The organism is Pseudomonas sp. 273 (assembly GCF_029201425.1).
Taxonomy (GTDB): domain Bacteria; phylum Pseudomonadota; class Gammaproteobacteria; order Pseudomonadales; family Pseudomonadaceae; genus Pseudomonas; species Pseudomonas delhiensis.
On sequence record NZ_CP116775.1, the window covers coordinates 1,279,376 to 1,294,530 of the forward strand.

Sequence of the window (15,155 nt, forward strand, 5' to 3'; positions counted from 1 at the left end):
CCCCAGGTTGGGGCTGGTCTAGTCCAAAAGAGGGAAACAGCATGCGCGACGAGGCGCTACCGACGGTGACGGCGATCTGCCGGGCGCTGCTGGAACAGATCGACAGCGGCCTGCTGCCGGCCGGCGGCAAGCTGCCGGCGGAGCGGCGCCTGAGCGAGCTGTTCGACACCACGCGCATCACCCTGCGCGAGGCGCTGACGCAGCTGGAGGCCCAGGGCCTGATCTACCGCGAGGAGCGCCGCGGCTGGTTCGTCTCGCCGCCGCGGCTGCTGTACAACCCGCTGGTGCGCAGCCACTTCCACGCCATGGTCGCCGGCCAGGACCGGGTGCCGGCCACCGAGGTGCTGTCGGCGCGCCAACTGCCGGCCAGCCCGGCGATCTGCGCGCACCTGGAGCTGCCGGCGCTGTCCAGCGTCTACCAGATCCGCCGCGCCCGGCGGGTGGACGGGCGCCTGGTGCTGTACGTGGAGCACTACCTGAACCCGGCCTATTTCCCCGGCATCCTCGACTGCGACCTGCGCCAGTCGCTGACCGACCTCTACGCCAGCCGCTATGACATCCGCTACGGCCGCGTGCGCTTCGACATGGTGCCCACCGCCCTGCACGGCGAAGCGGCCAGCGCCCTGCGAGTGGCCGAGGGCAGCCCGGCACTGCGCATCACCCGCATCAACCGCGACCAGCACGGCCGGGTGATCGACTGCGACCTGGAGTTCTGGCGGCACGATGCGATTCACGTGAGCGTGGAGGTGCCGGATTGAGGGAAGGGCTCTTCGTAGGAGCGAGCTTGCTCGCGAACCCTTGACCTAGGCACCCGGGAGCCAGTCCGCCCCTCTCCCCAGCCCTCTCCCTGAAGGGAGAGGGAGCTTGCCCGTGCCGGCGGCCAGGACAGTGCTAACCGGCCGCACCGCAATGGCCGACGAGTGCTGAAGTAACGCTTGATGCCGAACGGTCCCTCTCCCTTCAGGGAGAGGGTTAGGGAGAGGGAGCCAGGGCCGGCCCCACACACGAAGGCCCAGGTTCGCGAGCAAGCTCGCTCCTACGAAAACCCAAGCCTCAAGGCAGCTCGGCACTGCCATAGAAAGCCCCCAGCACCTTGGCCAGGTAGCGCAGGTCATGGCTGCCGGCCAGCTCGCGGATGCTGTGCATGGCGAAGGTCGGCAGGCCGATGTCGACGGTGCGCACGCCCAGCTGGCTGGCGGTGATCGGGCCGATGGTGGAGCCGCAGCCCATGTCGCTGCGGGTCACGAAGCTCTGCACCGGCACCTCGTTCTCCAGGCACAGGTGGCGGAAGTAGCCGGCGGTCTCGCTGCTGGTGGCGTAGCGCTGGTTGCTGTTGACCTTGATCACCGGGCCGCCGTTGAGCAGCGGGCCGTGGTTGCCGTCGTGCTTGTCGGCGTAGTTGGGGTGCACGCCGTGGGCGTTGTCGGCGGAGACCAGCAGCGAGCGCTGGATCACCCGCACGAAGGCGTCGCCGTCGGGCAGCAGGCGGCGCAGCACCTGTTCGAGGAAGGGGCCGTCGGCGCCGCAGGCCGAGCAGGAGCCGACCTCCTCGTGGTCGGTGCAGACCAGCACCGCGCTCTGCTCGTCGCCGCTGGCCAGCAGGGCCTCCAGGCCGGCATAGCAGGACAGCAGGTTGTCCAGGCGGGCGCCGGCGATGAACTCGCCGCCCAGGCCCACCACCGCGGCGCGCTGGGTGTCGTAGAAGCTCAGTTCGTAGTCGAGGATGGCGTCGGCGATGATGCCGTGCTCGTTCTGCAGCTGCTCGCCGAGCAGGTCGCGGAAGTCGCGGGTTTCGCCGGCGGCCAGCTGGGCGAGGATCGGCGGCAGCTCGGTCTGGGCGTTGATCGCCCAGCCCATGTTGGCCTCGCGGTTGAGGTGGATGGCCAGGTTGGGGATCACCGCGATGGGCGCGCGGAAGTCGATCAGGCGGCTTTCCACCTTGCCGGCCAGGCGGAAGGTGACGCGGCCGGCCAGGGACAGGTCGCGGTCGAACCAGGGCGCGAACAGGGCGCCACCGTAGACCTCGACGCCCAGCTGCCAGTAGCCCTTGCGGGCCAGTTCCGGGTTCGGCTTGACGCGCAGGCAGGGGCTGTCGGTGTGCGCGCCGACCAGGCGCAGGCCATGCTCCAGCGGCGCGTTGCGGCCGAGCTTGAAGGCGATCAGCGAGGAGTCGTTGCGCGTCACGTAGTAGCGCCCACCGGCCTCGGTGCGCCAGGCGTCACGCTCGTCGAGGCGCTGGTAGCCGCCCTCCTCGAGGCGCCGGGCAAGGCTGGCGGTGGCGTGGAACGGCGTCGGCGAGGCCGCGAGGAAATCGATCAGGCCCTGGTTGAGATCTGCACGCATGGGAAACTCCGGACAACGATGGCGGAAGTTTATCGCAAATGGCAGGGACGGCGGGCCCCCGCGGAATCGCGCAGGCCGTGTTCCCGCACGGGAATGGCGCAGGTGGGGCAGCGTAGGCGCGGAATACCGTGCCCAACTGCAACCTGTAGGAGCGGGCCCTGCCCGCGATTTCGCGCAGGGCGCGCTCCTACATGGGGAATGGTGTGGGTGGGCAGCGTAGGCGCGGATCTTATCCGCGAATTGTGCCGATACGTCCGGCTACCGCAGGCAAGCCCATCCAAGGACAGGGTAAGGCGACTCCCACTCAGAAAGGCGCCGGCGACTCGAAGCGCAGGCGCTCGCCGGTCTGTGGGTGGGTCAGGCACAGCAGGCTGGCGTGCAGGCACAGGCGGTCGCGCAGGGTGAGGGCTTCGCCTTCGGCGTAGAGGCGGTCGCCGAGCAGGGGGTGGCCGATGGACAGCATGTGCACGCGCAGTTGGTGCGAGCGGCCGGTGATCGGCGTCAGCTCCACCCGGGCGTACTGGCCGCAGCGTTCCACCACGCGCCAGAAGGTCAGTGCGTGGCGGCCGTGCTCGTGGTCGACGATGTGCCGCGGCTTGTTCTCCGGGTCGTAGCGCAGCGGCAGTTCGATGCGCCCGCTGTCCAGCTCCGGCTCGCCCCAGCACAGCGCGGTGTAGGCCTTTTCGGTCTCGCGGTCGTGGAACTGCCGGGACAGCTCGCGGTGGCTGTCGGCGTCGCGGGCCAGGACCATCAGGCCGGAGGTTTCCCAGTCCAGGCGGTGGACGATGCGCGCTTCCGGGTAGCCGTTGTCCTGCAGGCGGGTGACCAGGCAGTCCTTGTTGTCCTCGGCGCGGCCGGGCACCGAGAGCAGCAGGGTGGGCTTGTTCACCACCAGCAGGGCGGCGTCCTGGTGGACGATCTGGATGTTCGACAGCGGCATGGGGCCTCGCCAGCGGCTAGAAATGACTGCGGCGGCCGAGGCCGCCGCAGTTCACCCAGCGGACGATCAACGTTCCGGCAGGGTGATGTTGAGTTCCAGGATCGAGCAGCTGCCCTGGTTGGCCAGTTCCACCTGGACCTGTTCCTGGTCGATCGGCACGTACTTGCGGATGACTTCCAGCAGGTCTTTCTGCAACTGCGGGAGGTAATCCGGTTGCGAGCGGTTGCCGCGCTCGTGGGCGACTATGATCTGGAGTCTTTCCTTCGCGATGGAGGCGCTGTTCGGCGCTTTCCGGCTGCGAAAGAAGTCTAAAAGGCTCATTCACGTCCTCCGAACAGTCGTTGCAGGAATCCTTTCTTCTGCACATCGAGGAACCGATGTGGCATCTCTTTGCCCAGCAGGCGGTCGACCGCGTCGCTGTAGGCCTGGCCGGCGTCGCTCTGGTCGTCGAGGATGACCGGTACGCCCTGGTTCGAGGCCTTGAGCACGGCTTGCGACTCCGGGATCACGCCGAGCAGGCGGATCGCCAGGATTTCCTCGACGTCTTCCACGCCGAGCATCTCGCCCTTGGTGACGCGCTCGGGGTTGTAGCGGGTCAGCAGCAGGTGTTCCTTGATCGGCTCCTCGCCCTTCTCGGAGCGCGCCGACTTGCTGGCCAGCAGGCCGAGCATGCGGTCGGAGTCGCGGACCGAGGAGACTTCCGGGTTGGTCACGACGATTGCCTCGTCGGCGAAGTACATGGCCAGGTGGGCACCCTTCTCGATGCCGGCCGGGGAGTCGCAGATGATGTATTCGAAGTTCTGCTTGAGTTCTTCCATGACCTTGCCGACGCCTTCCTGGGTCAGGGCGTCCTTGTCACGGGTCTGGCTGGCGGCCAGGACGAACAGGTTCTCGAGGCGCTTGTCCTTGATCAGGGCCTGGGTCAGGGAGGCTTCGCCGTTGATGACGTTGACGAAGTCGTAAACCACGCGGCGTTCGCAGCCCATGATCAGGTCGAGGTTACGCAGGCCCACGTCGAAGTCGACGATGACGGTCTTGTGGCCGCGCAGGGCCAGGCCGGTGCCGATGGCGGCGCTGGTGGTGGTTTTACCGACGCCACCCTTACCGGAAGTGACTACGAGGATCTTGGCCAAGGTGATTCACCCCAATGAAAAACGAAGAATTCAGGTCCCTGAAATTCGCGGCAGTATCCGTTAAAGGCGGGTGATGTTCAACACGTCTCCCGACAGGCTGACGTGTACCGCCTGCCCCCATTGCGGACTGCGCCTAAGGTCTTCTGCAACCTTGTAATTCCCGGCGATGGAGACCAGTTCGGCACCCAGCTGCTGACAGAAGATTCGCGCGCTGGTGTCGCCTTTGACGCCCGCCAGGGCCCTGCCGCGCATCGGACCGTATACGTGGATGTTGCCGTCGGCCAGAAGTTCCGCACCGGGGCTCACGGGGGCCAGGACGATGAGGTCGCCGCCGGCGGCGTAGATCTGCACGCCGCCGCGCACCGGGGTGGTCACCAGCTTAGTCGGACGGACGGCCGGGGCGGAGGGCTCGGCAGGCTTTTCAGGGGCTTTTTCAGGCGCCTTGTCCGCCGTCTTTTCGCTGGCCTTGTCGATGGCTTTCTCGACCACCGGTTCGGCCAGCTTCTCGCTGCGCGGGCGGCGCACTATGCCCTCGGCCGGGGCGGCAGCGGCGGCGTCCTTCGGCTCCAGCGGGCGGTCGCGGGAGCCGGACGGCGGCAGCACCGGGATGTCCAGCATGGTCGCCAGGCGCAGGTCTTCCTCGCGGTTGGCGCGGATGGCCAGGGTACGCAGGCCGTGGCGCCGGCAGATGTCCAGCACGCCCTGCAGGTCGAGCTGGCCTTCGCCGCCGGGCAGCTTGTCCAGGGCCAGGACCAGGGGGGTGTCGCGGAAGAAGTTGGGAGCCTGGGCGACCTTGTCGGCGAGCTGACGGTCCAGGCGCGACAGGTCGTTGTGCGCCAGTTCCAGCACGGTGACGGCGAGCATGCTGCCCTTGAGCTGGAAAACGGGATCTTGGTCGAGGAGGTCGGCTTGGCTCATGGTCGCACTGCATCGCTAAATGGCCTCGACTTATAGCGAACCCTCCCGGCAGCCGCAAGCCTGGCGCGGGGCCAGGTGCGATAGTGGCACCGGGGCGGCGGCGCAAAGGCGGCGCTCGCGGTAGAATGCCGCCTTTGCCCGTCATTTCCGGAATCGTTCATGGACCGTCCCCGCTTTCGCACCGCCTTCCTCCATCCGCGCTACTGGCCGCTGTGGCTGGGCCTGGGCGCGCTGTGGCTGGTGGTGCAACTGCCCTATCCGGCGCTGCTGGCGCTGGGGCGCGGCCTGGGCGCGGTGATGTACCGCGTGGTCGGCAGCCGCCGGGCGATCGCCGCGCGCAACCTGGAGCTGTGCTTCCCCGAGCTGTCCGCCGCCGAGCGCACCCGGCTGCTCAAGGCCAACTTCGCCTCCACCGGCATCGCCTTCTTCGAGATGGCCATGAGCTGGTGGTGGCCGCGGGCGCGCCTGGCCAGGCTCGCCCATATGGAAGGCCTGGAGCACCTGCGCCAGGCCCAGGCCGAAGGCAAGGGCGTGATCCTCATGGCCATGCACTTCACCACCCTGGAGATAGGCGCGGCGCTGCTGGGCCAGGTGCAGACCATCGACGGCATGTACCGCGAGCACGACAACCCGGTGTTCGACTACGTGCAGCGCCGCGGCCGCGAGCGGCACAACCTGGACGCCACCGCCATCGAGCGCGAGGACGTACGGGCCATGCTCAAGGTGCTGCGCGCCGGGCGCGCCATCTGGTACGCCCCGGACCAGGACTACGGCGCCAAGCAGAGCCTGTTCGTGCCGCTGTTCGGCATCCAGGCCGCCACCGTCACCGCCACCACCAAGTTCGCCCGCCTGGGCCGCGCGCAGGTCATGCCCTTCACCCAGACGCGCCTGGCCGACGGCTCCGGCTACCGCCTGGTGGTCCACCCGCCGCTGCGGGACTTCCCCGGCGAGAGCGAGGAGGCCGACTGCCTGCGCATCAACCAGTGGGTGGAGGCGGAGATCCGCCAGCAGCCCGAGCAGTACCTGTGGGCCCATCGCCGCTTCAAGAGCCGCCCGGAAGGCGCGCCGAAGCTCTACGACAAGCGCTGAGTGCGGCGGCGGGCTTTACCGCGGCGGCCGGCGCTGCATACTGAAAAGTGCAGGACGCATCCAGGACTCCCGTCGTGACTGAATCCGCCGAGCCGCAACCAAACCCCCGCACCGACCGCGCCATCACCGGCCTCATCCTCTCCGGCGGCGGTGCCCGCGCCGCCTACCAGGTGGGTGTGCTGGCGGCCATCGCCGAGCTGCTGCCGGAGGGGGCGGCCAATCCCTTCCCGGTCATCGTCGGCACCTCGGCCGGCGCCATCAACGCCGTGGGCCTGGCCTGCGGCGCGCTGTCCTTCCGCGAGGCCATCCACAGCCTGACGCGGGTGTGGAAGGGCTTCCACACCGGCCAGGTGTACCGCGCCGACTTCACCGGGGTGCTGGGCCAGGCCCTGCGCTTCCTCGGCCACAGCCTGCTGGGCCTGGGCCGGCGGCGGCCGGTGGCGCTGCTCGACAGCACCCCGTTGCGCCACCTGCTGGCCCGCGAGATGGACTTCTCCGGCATCAGCGCCGCCCTGCAGCAGCGCAAGCTGCGAGCCGTGGCGGTGACCGCCTTCGGCTACGACTCCGGACAGGCGGTGACCTTCTACCAGGGCCGCGCCACCATCGAGCCCTGGCTGCGCCACCGGCGCATCGGGGTGCCGACGCGGCTGCACCTGGAGCACCTGCTGGCCAGCTCGGCGATCCCGCTGCTGTTCGCCCCGGTGCGCATCAAGCGCGAGTACTACGGCGATGGCGCGGTGCGCCAGCAGGCGCCGATCAGCCCGGCGCTGCACCTGGGCGCCAACCGCGTGCTGGTGATCGGTGTCAGCGGCAACCCGGCGCGCAACGGGCCCGACGAAAGCGCCGTCGGCGAGGGCAGCGAGCGCCCGCCGAGCCTGGCGCAGATGGGCATCCACCTGCTCAACAGCACCTTCATCGACAGTCTGGAAGGGGATATCGAGGTGCTGCAGCGCGTCAATTACCTGGGCTCGCTGGTGCCGCAGGAGCGCCGCTGCCACGAGTCTGGGCTGCGCGAGGTGGAGGTGCTGCTGGTATCGCCGTCGCGGCCGCTGGACGAGATCGCCGCCCGCCACCGCAAGGAGCTGCCCTGGGCGGTGCGCCTGTTCCTGCGCGGCCCGGGCGCGACGCGGGCGAGTGGGGCGGGGGTGCTGAGCTACCTGCTGTTCGAGCGCGGTTATTGCCACGAGCTGATCCGCCTGGGCTACAAGGACGCCATGGACAAGCGGGCGGAGCTGGTGCGCTTCCTCGGGCTGGAGGAGCATTGCCTGTAGGGGAGGATCGCGGACGGAGTCCGCTCCTGCGAGCGTGCCCGACCGTAGGGCGAATAACCGTTCGCGGTTATCCGCCGTTGGCCGTGCTACCGGGGCGTCCGGCGTGGCCGGTGAATCCAATCGCGGACGGAGTCCGCTCCTACGCTGCCCCACCCACGCCGTAACCATGTAGGAGCGCGCCCTGCGCGCGATTTCGCGGGCAGGGCCCGCCCCTACAATCCGTGACTCCGGCGGCTCAGATCGCCAGCACCCCGTCGCGGTAATCGCGCAGGGCCTGTTCGATTTCCTCGCGGCTGTTCATCACGAAGGGCCCGTACTGCACGATGGGTTCGCGCAGCGGCTTGCCGGCCAGCACCAGCACGCGCGCGCCCTGGTCGCTGTGCAGCTTCACCGCGTCGCCCTCGCCCAGGCGCGCCAGGCGGTTGGTACCGACCTCGCCGCCGCGCTCGGCCTGCACCTGCAGGCTGCCTTCGTAGACGTACAGCAGCACCTGGTGGCCGCTCGGCAGGTTCAGGTCGATGTCGGCGCCGGCCGGCAGCTTCAGGTCGTAGTAGTGCGGCTCGGTGTCCGGGCGCTGCACGGCGCCGTCGAGTCGCACCTGGCCATCGTCGAAGCGCCCGGCGATCACCGTCGCTTCCACGCCGCCGGCGGTGGTGGTGCGCGGGACGTCTTCCGGCTCGATGTCGCGGTAGCCGGCCGAGCCGAGCTTGCTCTTGCCGGGCAGGTTCAGCCACAGCTGGAAGCCGCGCATGGCGCCTTGCTCCTGCTCGGGCATCTCGCTGTGGATGATGCCGTGGGCGGCGGTCATCCACTGCACGCCGCCGGGCTTGAGCAGGCCCTCGTTGCCCAGGTGGTCGCGGTGGCGCATGCGCCCTTCGAGCATGTAGGTCACCGTCTCGAAGCCGCGGTGCGGGTGGTCGGGGAAGCCGGCGATGTAGTCGTCGGGGTTCTGGGTGTCGAACTGGTCGAGCATCAGGAAGGGATCGAAGCGTTCGATGCCCGGGCCGCCGATCACGCGGGTCAGGCGCACGCCGGCGCCGTCGGAAGCGGGGCGGCCGATGTGCAGGTCGATCAGGTTGCGCAGCTGGGTCATGGTGGACCTCCTCGTTCAGGCATGGAGGCCATGATAGTCCCAGGAACTGGATGGATGGTTGCGAGTTTTGCGGGTTGAATATCGAATTGTTCGATATTCAACCCGCGTGCTCATTCGCCGATCTGCAGCTTGCGCGACTCGGTATAGAAGTAGCGCAGCTTCTCGTACTCGAAGGGGGTGTTCATCTGCCCGTAGCGGAAGCTATTGCTGTAGCGCCGGTCAATGACCTGCAGGGTGGGGATTTCCCAGTGGTCGCCGCTGGCGCTGGCCACGCCCAGGTAGTCCACCTGCTGGCCGGCGACGAAGTCGGTGACCAGCCCGCCGGTGTCGCGCAGGTTGGACGGGCCGAGGATCGGCAGCATCAGGTAGGGGCCGGCGGGCACGCCGTAGAAGCCGAGGGTCTGGCCGAAGTCCTCGGTCTGCCTGGGCAGGCCCATGCGGGTGGCCGGGTCCCACAGGCCGAGCACGCCGAAGGTGGTGTTGAACAGCAGCCGCGCGGTGGTGTTCATCGCCCGCTTGCCCTTGAACTGCAGCAGGCTGTTGAGCAGGCTCGGCACCTCGGCGACGTTGCTGAAGAAGTTGCTCACGCCGCTGCGCACGAAGCGCGGGGTGACGTATTCGTAGCCGTGCACCACGGGCAGGAACACCCACTCGTCGAAGCGGTAGTTGAAGTGGTAGACGCGGCGGTTCCACGACTCCCAGGGGTCGTAGACGTTGAGCGCGCTGAGGGTGGCGCGCTCGAACTCGCGCTGGTCCAGGCCGGGGTTGAACTTGAGGGCGTCCAGCGGGTGCTTGAAGCCGTCGTCGTCGGGCGCCAGCTGCACCTGCTTGGCGGCCGAGGGCGGCACGGCGGGCGCCGGGCCGAGGTCGGAGGCGTTGTCGGCGTGGGCCAGGCCGCAGCCCAGCAGCAGGGCGAGCAGCCAGGGGGATCGGCGGGTCATCTAGCGCTTTCCTGTGTCGGCGGCGGCCTGCAGCGTGGCGTCCTGGCCGCGGAAGAAGTTCAGCATGTCCTGGGCGTTGACCCGGTAGTTGAGGTTGCCGCAGTGGCCGCCCAGCGGGTACAGCGTCAGCCGGTCGCCGAAGGTGCGGCGCAGGAAGCCGATGTCGCCGGGGCCGAGGATGACGTCGTCGGCGTTGTGCATCACGGCGATCTTCGGGCTGTCGTGCAGGTACTGCTGCAGGGCGTACAGGCTGGTCTGCTGGATCAGCTGCGGCAGGCTGCCGCCGCCATGGCGCTTGCGCCACATGGGGATCAGTTGCTCGACCATGTAGCAGTCGAAGTCGCATTGCAGGGCGCGCTTGAAGAAGGGTTCCAGGCTGGTGCCCTCGTTGATCGGGTAGTGCGGCGGGGTGACCAGCCCGCGCTGGTTGATCAGGTCCGAGGTGAAGGCGATGTCGGCCGAGGAGAAGCGGAACACCGTGCCGATCAGCATGGCCATCTCTTCGTTGGTCAGGTGCTGCCTGGAGTGCTGGAAGTCGTAGAGGAAGGCATCGTTGAGGTCGATGTAGCCCTTCTGCTGGAAATAGCGCGTCAGCTTGCCGAGCACCAGCTGGTAGTAGGTCCGGGAGTCGGTGATGCCCTTGACCTGGGTCTGCACCAGGCGGTCCAGGTTGCTCACCGAGGTGTAGAGGTTCACCGGCGGGTTGAGCAGCAGCACGCGCTTGAAGTTGAAGCTGCGGCGGGTTTCGTCGAGGTGGCTGACGAAGGCCGCGTGCAGGGCGCCGAGGCTGTAGCCGGTGAGGTAGTAGTCGGTCACCGGCAGGCTCGGGTGCTGGGCGCGCACCGCCTGCATCACCCGGTACAGGTCGTCGGCGTCGTCGGGGCTGTAGCCGGGGGTGGCGCGCATCGAGGCGCCGGCCATGAAGTCCCAGCTGGTCGGCGAGGAAATCTGCACCACGTGGTAGCCGGCGCCGTAGAACAGGCCCTTGAGGTACTCGGGCGTGTTGCTGAGGTAGCTGGCGCCGGTGCCGGCGATGATGAACACCAGCGGCGCCGGGTGGTCCTGGCGGGCCAGTCGGTAGTGCAGCTTCTTCACCGGCCAGAAGTTGTCCGGCAGCTCGAACTCGCGCTCCGGGCGCAGCTTGAGGGCGTAGTCCTGCTGGTCGATGTCGGCGGGGTCCGGCAGCTGCGGGCGCAGCTCCACCGGGGTGGTGGCGATGGTCGCTTCGAAGGGGTTGCCCAGGGGGTAGCCGTAGCTGGCCGGGTCGACATCCCTGGCGAGCGCCGGGCCTGCGAAGCCCATGACGAGGCTGCCGAGCAGGGCAGCCACGCGCGTAAGCAGAGGCATGGGGTGGATTCCTTTCAGGGGGACGCGAAATGCAGTGAAACCGAGCACTCTGACAAGCGCAAGTGCTTCAAGTGCTGTAGGACGCGTCAGAAATCCACTCCAGCGGTCGTTCAGTCGCGCTGGCCGAGGCGGGCGAGGGCATCGCCGGCCAGGCGGTAGACGGTCCATTCGTCCAGGGGCACGGCGCCCAGGCTGCGGTAGAAGCCGATGGCCGGTTCGTTCCAGTCCAGCACCGACCACTCCAGGCGCCCGCACTTGCGTTCCACCGCCAGGCGCGCCAGTTCGCTCAGCAGCGCCTTGCCCAGGCCCAGGCCACGGGCGCTGGGGCGCACGTAGAGGTCTTCGAGGTAGATGCCGGGCTGGCTCAGCCAGGTGGAGTAGTTGTGGAAGAACAGCGCGAAGCCGGCGCCGACGCTGTCCACTTCGCCGATCAGCACCTCGGCGTAGGGGCGCGGGCCGAACAGGTGCTCGTGCATGCGCCCGGCGTCGGCCTTGTTCTCGTGGGACAGGCGTTCGTACTCGGCCAGCTCGGCGATCAGTTCGAGGATCAGCGGGACGTCGTCGGGGCGGGCGGGGCGCAGCTGGATGCGGGACATGGCGATCTCCTTGAAGCGGACCGCCGAGCATGCCGTGCCGGCCCGGCGCTGGCAACCTCGGCGGTGGGGGATGCACAGCTGCTGCAGCCGCCCACGCCAGGGGGCTGCGCCTCTTGCATCGGCCCCCGCGCTGGTTATGCTGGGCGCCCTTCGCCTGCGGAAGTGGCGCCATGCCCCATCGTTCGTCGCTGATCCTGCTCTGCCTCGCCGCCCTCTGGCTGGCCGCCTGCTATGGCGTGCGCTTCGGCCTGCTGGAGAACGCCAGCTGGGTGGACGTGTGCGCCGAGGACGCGTCGCTGTGGGCCTGCCAGGCGCGCTCCGGGCTGGGCCTGCTGATCCATTTCGGGGTGTTCGGCCAGGCGGCGCTGGCGGCGTCGGTGCCGGCCTTCCTGGTTCCCGGGCGCATCGGTTGGTGGCTGGCGGCGCTGGCGCTGTTCGTCGGCCTGCTGGCGCTGGTGTTCTACAGCGTGAGCATGGCGGTGTTCGCCGTGGTGCTCGCCGGGCTGCGCCTGGTGCGCCAGCCGCGCCCGGCGCGGGCCTGAATCAGGCGGCTGGAGCCGGGGCCGCGGCGGCCAGGGTGTTTTCCTGGCGCAGGCCGCGCCACAGGGCCGCGCCGAGCAGCAGCGCGACCCCCGCCCAGGTCAGCGCCTGGCGGTTGTCCAGCCCTTCCAGCAGCAGCTGCGGGACGATGCCGGCGACTATCAGCAGCGCCAGCAGGCCGGCCTCGCGGCGCGGCGCCGCCACGGGGCGGCAGAGGTAGACCAGCGCCGGGAACAGCAGGGCCGCGTTGGGGAAGTTGCGGTAGCGCGCGTCGAACACCAGGGCCAGCATCCACACCGCGCCGGCGAAGCCGCTGGCCAGCAGCCACCAGCTGCCACGAGCCTCCAGCCAGGCCAGCAGGCGCGCGCGCCAGCCGGCGCCGGTACCCAGGGCCAGGGAGAGGTGCAGCAGCACCAGCAGGTTGAGCAGCACCAGGTAGGCCGCCCACAGCCACTCGTCGAGGAAGGTGCAGATCACCTGGGCCTGGGCGCCCCACAGGCCGACGCAGGCGGCGCCGAGGGCGGCGGCCAGGGGCTGCAGCAGGGCGTCGCGGGCGTGGGCCGGGCGGCCGCCGAGCAGCAGGGCGGCGCCCCACAGCGCCAGCGACAGAGTCAGCCAGAGCGGCCAGTCCGGCTGGTTGGAAACCGGCCCGGCGAGCACGTTCTTGTCCTGCCGGTCGGCGTCGAACAGGCCCCAGTAGCCGCCCACCGCGCCCTCGATGCGGCGCTTCCACGGCTGGTCGAAGGCCTCGATCAGGTTGTAGCGCCAGCCGTGCTCCTCGGCCAGGCGCACGAAGCCGCGGATGTAGCGCGCCTCGTTGACGCGGCTGGGCAGGGCGGTCTGGCGCTGGCGGCCCTCGCTGGGCCAGCCGGTCTCGCCGATCAGGATGGCCTTGCCGGGGAAGGCGTGGTCGAAGCGCCGGCGGATGTCCGCGACGTGCTCCAGGGCGCCGTCGATGCCGCTGGGCTGGTTGTCCCAGTAGGGCAGCAGGTGCAGGGTGATGAAGTCGACGCCGGCGGCCAGCTGCGGGTGCTTCAGCCAGTACTCCCAGACCTCGGCATAGGACACCGGCTGGCGCACCTGGCTCTTCACCCGTGCCAGCAAGCCCTCGAGGTACTTGCTGGTGACCTCCTGGCGCAGCAGCGTCTCGTTGCCGACGATCACCGCCTGGACCACGTCGGGGTAGGCGTTGGCCGCCGCCACCAGCTTCTGTACCTCGCGCTCGCTGTCGGCGGGGATGGCGTTGATCCAGGCGCCGAGGATCAGCTTCAGGCCGTGCTTGCGCGCCAGTTCGGGAATGCCTTCCAGGCCGCTCATGGAATAGGTGCGCACGCAACCGAAACGCGTCGCCAGCAGCGCCAGGTCGGCGTCCATCTGCGCCGGGCGCAGGGTGAAGGGCTGGTCGAAGGGCGACTGGTCCTTGCCGAAGGGGCTGTAGGAGGCGCACTGCAGCTTGTGCGTGGGGCCGGCCGCGTCGGGCAGGACGATGGCGCGGCCCTGCAGGTACCAGGTGGCGCAGAGGGCCAGGGTGGCCAGGAGCAGGCCGAGGCAGTAGGCTGAAAAAGGATGGCGCTGGAATCTGGGCATGGGCGCGGTGCTTTCGAGCAGGTCGCGCATCTTAGCAATGCCCCGGCTCCGGCGTCTGCGCAGACGAGCGTGGGATGGCTCTCTGGCATCAAGGGTGGACACGAGCATGTCGCAAATGCTCCGTGGTTGTCGTAATCAGGCAGTCGTTGTCGCGTACCGGCAGGTTGCGCGTCGTTCTCGGAGCAGCCCGCCGGCCCCTCGCGCAGATGATGGAGGGGCGGCCAAGACCGTCCCGGAGCGCTCGTTCCGGTGAACCTAGAACAAGGGGAGACTCTTATGCGAATGATGCGACGACTAATGGGCCTGGGTGCGGGGCTCGTGCTGTCGGCGGCAGCGGGCCTGGCCGGTGCGGCGGCCAAGCCGGAGATCACCATCGGCTACGTCGATGGCTGGTCGGACAGCGTGGCCACCACCCACGTGGCGGCCGAGGTGATCCGCGAGAAGCTCGGCTACCCGGTCAAGCTGATGCCGGTGGCGGCCGGGATCATGTGGCAGGGCGTGGCCCGCGGCAAGCTCGACGCCATGCTCTCGGCCTGGCTGCCGGTGACCCACGGCGCCTACTACGCGAAGATGAAGGACCAGGTGGTCGACCTGGGCGTGAACTACCCGGGGGCGAAGATCGGCCTGATCGTGCCGGAGTACGTCAAGGCCAACAGCATCGAAGACCTCAAGGCGATGAAGGACGACTTCGGCGGCCGCATCGTCGGCATCGACGCCGGCGCCGGGGTGATGCTCAAGACCGACCAGGCGATCAAGGACTACGGCCTGGACTACAAGCTGGTGGCCAGCTCCGGCAGCGGCATGATCGCCGAGCTGACCCGCGCCGAGAACGACAAGAAGGCGGTGGCGGTGACCGGCTGGATCCCGCACTGGATGTTCGCCAAGTGGAAGCTGAAGTTCCTCGACGATCCGAAGAAGGTCTACGGCGACGAGGAGCATGTCGACAGCGTGGCCAACCCGGCACTGGAGAAGAAGGCCCCGGAAGTCTGGGCGCTGCTGAAGAAACTGCAGTGGAAGGACGGCGCCGAGATCGGCCAGGTGATGCTCGCCATCCAGGACGGCGCCAAGCCCGAGGAGGCCGCCAAGCAGTGGGTGGCCAGCAACCCGGAGCGGGTCAAGGAGTGGACGCAGTAAGCTGGCGCGGGTCGTTCCGGGGCTGTTGCCCGGTTCGATCCGGGGTATGACGAAAGCCGCTTTCCTCCAGGGGGAAGCGGCTTTTCTGTCTGGGCGTTCGGCGCGGCCGGTGAGCCCAATCGCGGACGGAGTCCTACCCTGCAGGGGGGCACGGCTTCTCGTAGCGAACAGGCTCCGCTGCGGGGCTTATTCGCGAGCAAGCTCGCTCCTACGAAGAGCACAT

Annotated in this window: 15 protein-coding genes; 5 read left to right on the top strand and 10 right to left on the bottom strand. The window is 68.9% G+C overall.

Going from position 1 to position 15,155, the window contains the following annotated elements:
• Positions 1-41: 41 nt before the first annotated feature.
• Positions 42-758 (top strand): UTRA domain-containing protein, encoded by a 717-nt coding sequence (locus tag PKO50_RS06300; protein ID WP_089393081.1) that lies wholly within the window; start codon positions 42-44, stop codon positions 756-758.
• Between the two features lie 295 nt (positions 759-1,053).
• Here PKO50_RS06300 and PKO50_RS06305 read toward each other — a convergent pair whose 3' ends face one another.
• From PKO50_RS06305 to minC, 5 genes are all read right to left on the bottom strand, one after another.
• Positions 1,054-2,343 (bottom strand): M18 family aminopeptidase, encoded by a 1,290-nt coding sequence (locus tag PKO50_RS06305; RefSeq protein ID WP_275629146.1) that lies wholly within the window; start codon positions 2,341-2,343, stop codon positions 1,054-1,056.
• 304 nt (positions 2,344-2,647) lie between these two features.
• A complete protein-coding gene (locus PKO50_RS06310; RefSeq protein ID WP_275629147.1) occupies positions 2,648-3,283 on the bottom strand; it encodes an RluA family pseudouridine synthase in 636 nt (211 codons plus the stop codon).
• A 66-nt stretch (positions 3,284-3,349) separates the two neighbouring features.
• Positions 3,350-3,604, bottom strand: coding sequence for a cell division topological specificity factor MinE (minE, locus tag PKO50_RS06315; protein ID WP_009620516.1), 255 nt, complete (start codon positions 3,602-3,604; stop codon positions 3,350-3,352).
• Positions 3,601-4,416, bottom strand: a complete 816-nt coding sequence (minD, locus tag PKO50_RS06320) for a septum site-determining protein MinD (RefSeq protein WP_109936627.1) — start codon at positions 4,414-4,416, stop codon at positions 3,601-3,603. Before minD ends, minE begins: the two co-directional genes overlap by 4 nt.
• A gap of 60 nt (positions 4,417-4,476) precedes the next feature.
• The gene (gene minC / locus PKO50_RS06325) at positions 4,477-5,334 is read right to left on the bottom strand and encodes a septum site-determining protein MinC (protein WP_109936628.1); all 858 of its coding nucleotides are present in this window, start codon (positions 5,332-5,334) and stop codon (positions 4,477-4,479) included.
• Positions 5,335-5,493: 159 nt separating this feature from the next.
• Here minC and PKO50_RS06330 point away from each other — a divergent pair, with 159 nt between their 5' ends.
• Together PKO50_RS06330 and PKO50_RS06335 are read left to right on the top strand one after the other, a co-directional pair.
• A complete protein-coding gene (locus PKO50_RS06330; RefSeq protein ID WP_275629148.1) occupies positions 5,494-6,423 on the top strand; it encodes a lipid A biosynthesis lauroyl acyltransferase in 930 nt (309 codons plus the stop codon).
• A 122-nt stretch (positions 6,424-6,545) separates the two neighbouring features.
• On the top strand, positions 6,546-7,694 hold the full coding sequence (locus tag PKO50_RS06335; protein WP_109937340.1) for a patatin-like phospholipase family protein: 1,149 nt from the start codon (positions 6,546-6,548) through the stop codon (positions 7,692-7,694).
• A 235-nt stretch (positions 7,695-7,929) separates the two neighbouring features.
• Here the strand turns inward: PKO50_RS06335 and PKO50_RS06340 are convergent, their stop codons facing one another.
• The 4 genes from PKO50_RS06340 to PKO50_RS06355 form a co-directional block, all read right to left on the bottom strand.
• Positions 7,930-8,787 carry a pirin family protein gene (locus tag PKO50_RS06340; RefSeq protein ID WP_275629149.1) on the bottom strand — a complete coding sequence of 286 codons (858 nt, stop codon included), beginning with the start codon at positions 8,785-8,787 and terminating at the stop codon, positions 7,930-7,932.
• Positions 8,788-8,897: 110 nt separating this feature from the next.
• Complete coding sequence (locus tag PKO50_RS06345; protein WP_109936631.1) at positions 8,898-9,728, bottom strand: VacJ family lipoprotein; 831 nt, start codon at positions 9,726-9,728, stop codon at positions 8,898-8,900.
• Complete coding sequence (locus tag PKO50_RS06350) at positions 9,729-11,075, bottom strand: serine/threonine protein kinase (RefSeq protein WP_109936632.1); 1,347 nt, start codon at positions 11,073-11,075, stop codon at positions 9,729-9,731.
• A 110-nt stretch (positions 11,076-11,185) separates the two neighbouring features.
• Positions 11,186-11,671, bottom strand: a complete 486-nt coding sequence (locus PKO50_RS06355; RefSeq protein ID WP_275629150.1) for a GNAT family N-acetyltransferase — start codon at positions 11,669-11,671, stop codon at positions 11,186-11,188.
• Positions 11,672-11,841: 170 nt separating this feature from the next.
• On the opposite strand from PKO50_RS06355, the gene PKO50_RS06360 reads away from it, so the two are divergent.
• Entirely contained in the window at positions 11,842-12,213 is a 372-nt protein-coding gene (locus PKO50_RS06360; RefSeq protein WP_109936634.1) for a hypothetical protein, read from the top strand.
• Between the two features lies 1 nt (position 12,214).
• Here the strand turns inward: PKO50_RS06360 and PKO50_RS06365 are convergent, their stop codons facing one another.
• The gene (locus tag PKO50_RS06365) at positions 12,215-13,798 is read right to left on the bottom strand and encodes a beta (1-6) glucans synthase (protein ID WP_275630428.1); all 1,584 of its coding nucleotides are present in this window, start codon (positions 13,796-13,798) and stop codon (positions 12,215-12,217) included.
• Between the two features lie 276 nt (positions 13,799-14,074).
• Here PKO50_RS06365 and PKO50_RS06370 point away from each other — a divergent pair, with 276 nt between their 5' ends.
• The gene (locus PKO50_RS06370; RefSeq protein ID WP_109936635.1) at positions 14,075-14,932 is read left to right on the top strand and encodes a glycine betaine ABC transporter substrate-binding protein; all 858 of its coding nucleotides are present in this window, start codon (positions 14,075-14,077) and stop codon (positions 14,930-14,932) included.
• Positions 14,933-15,155 lie beyond the last annotated feature (223 nt).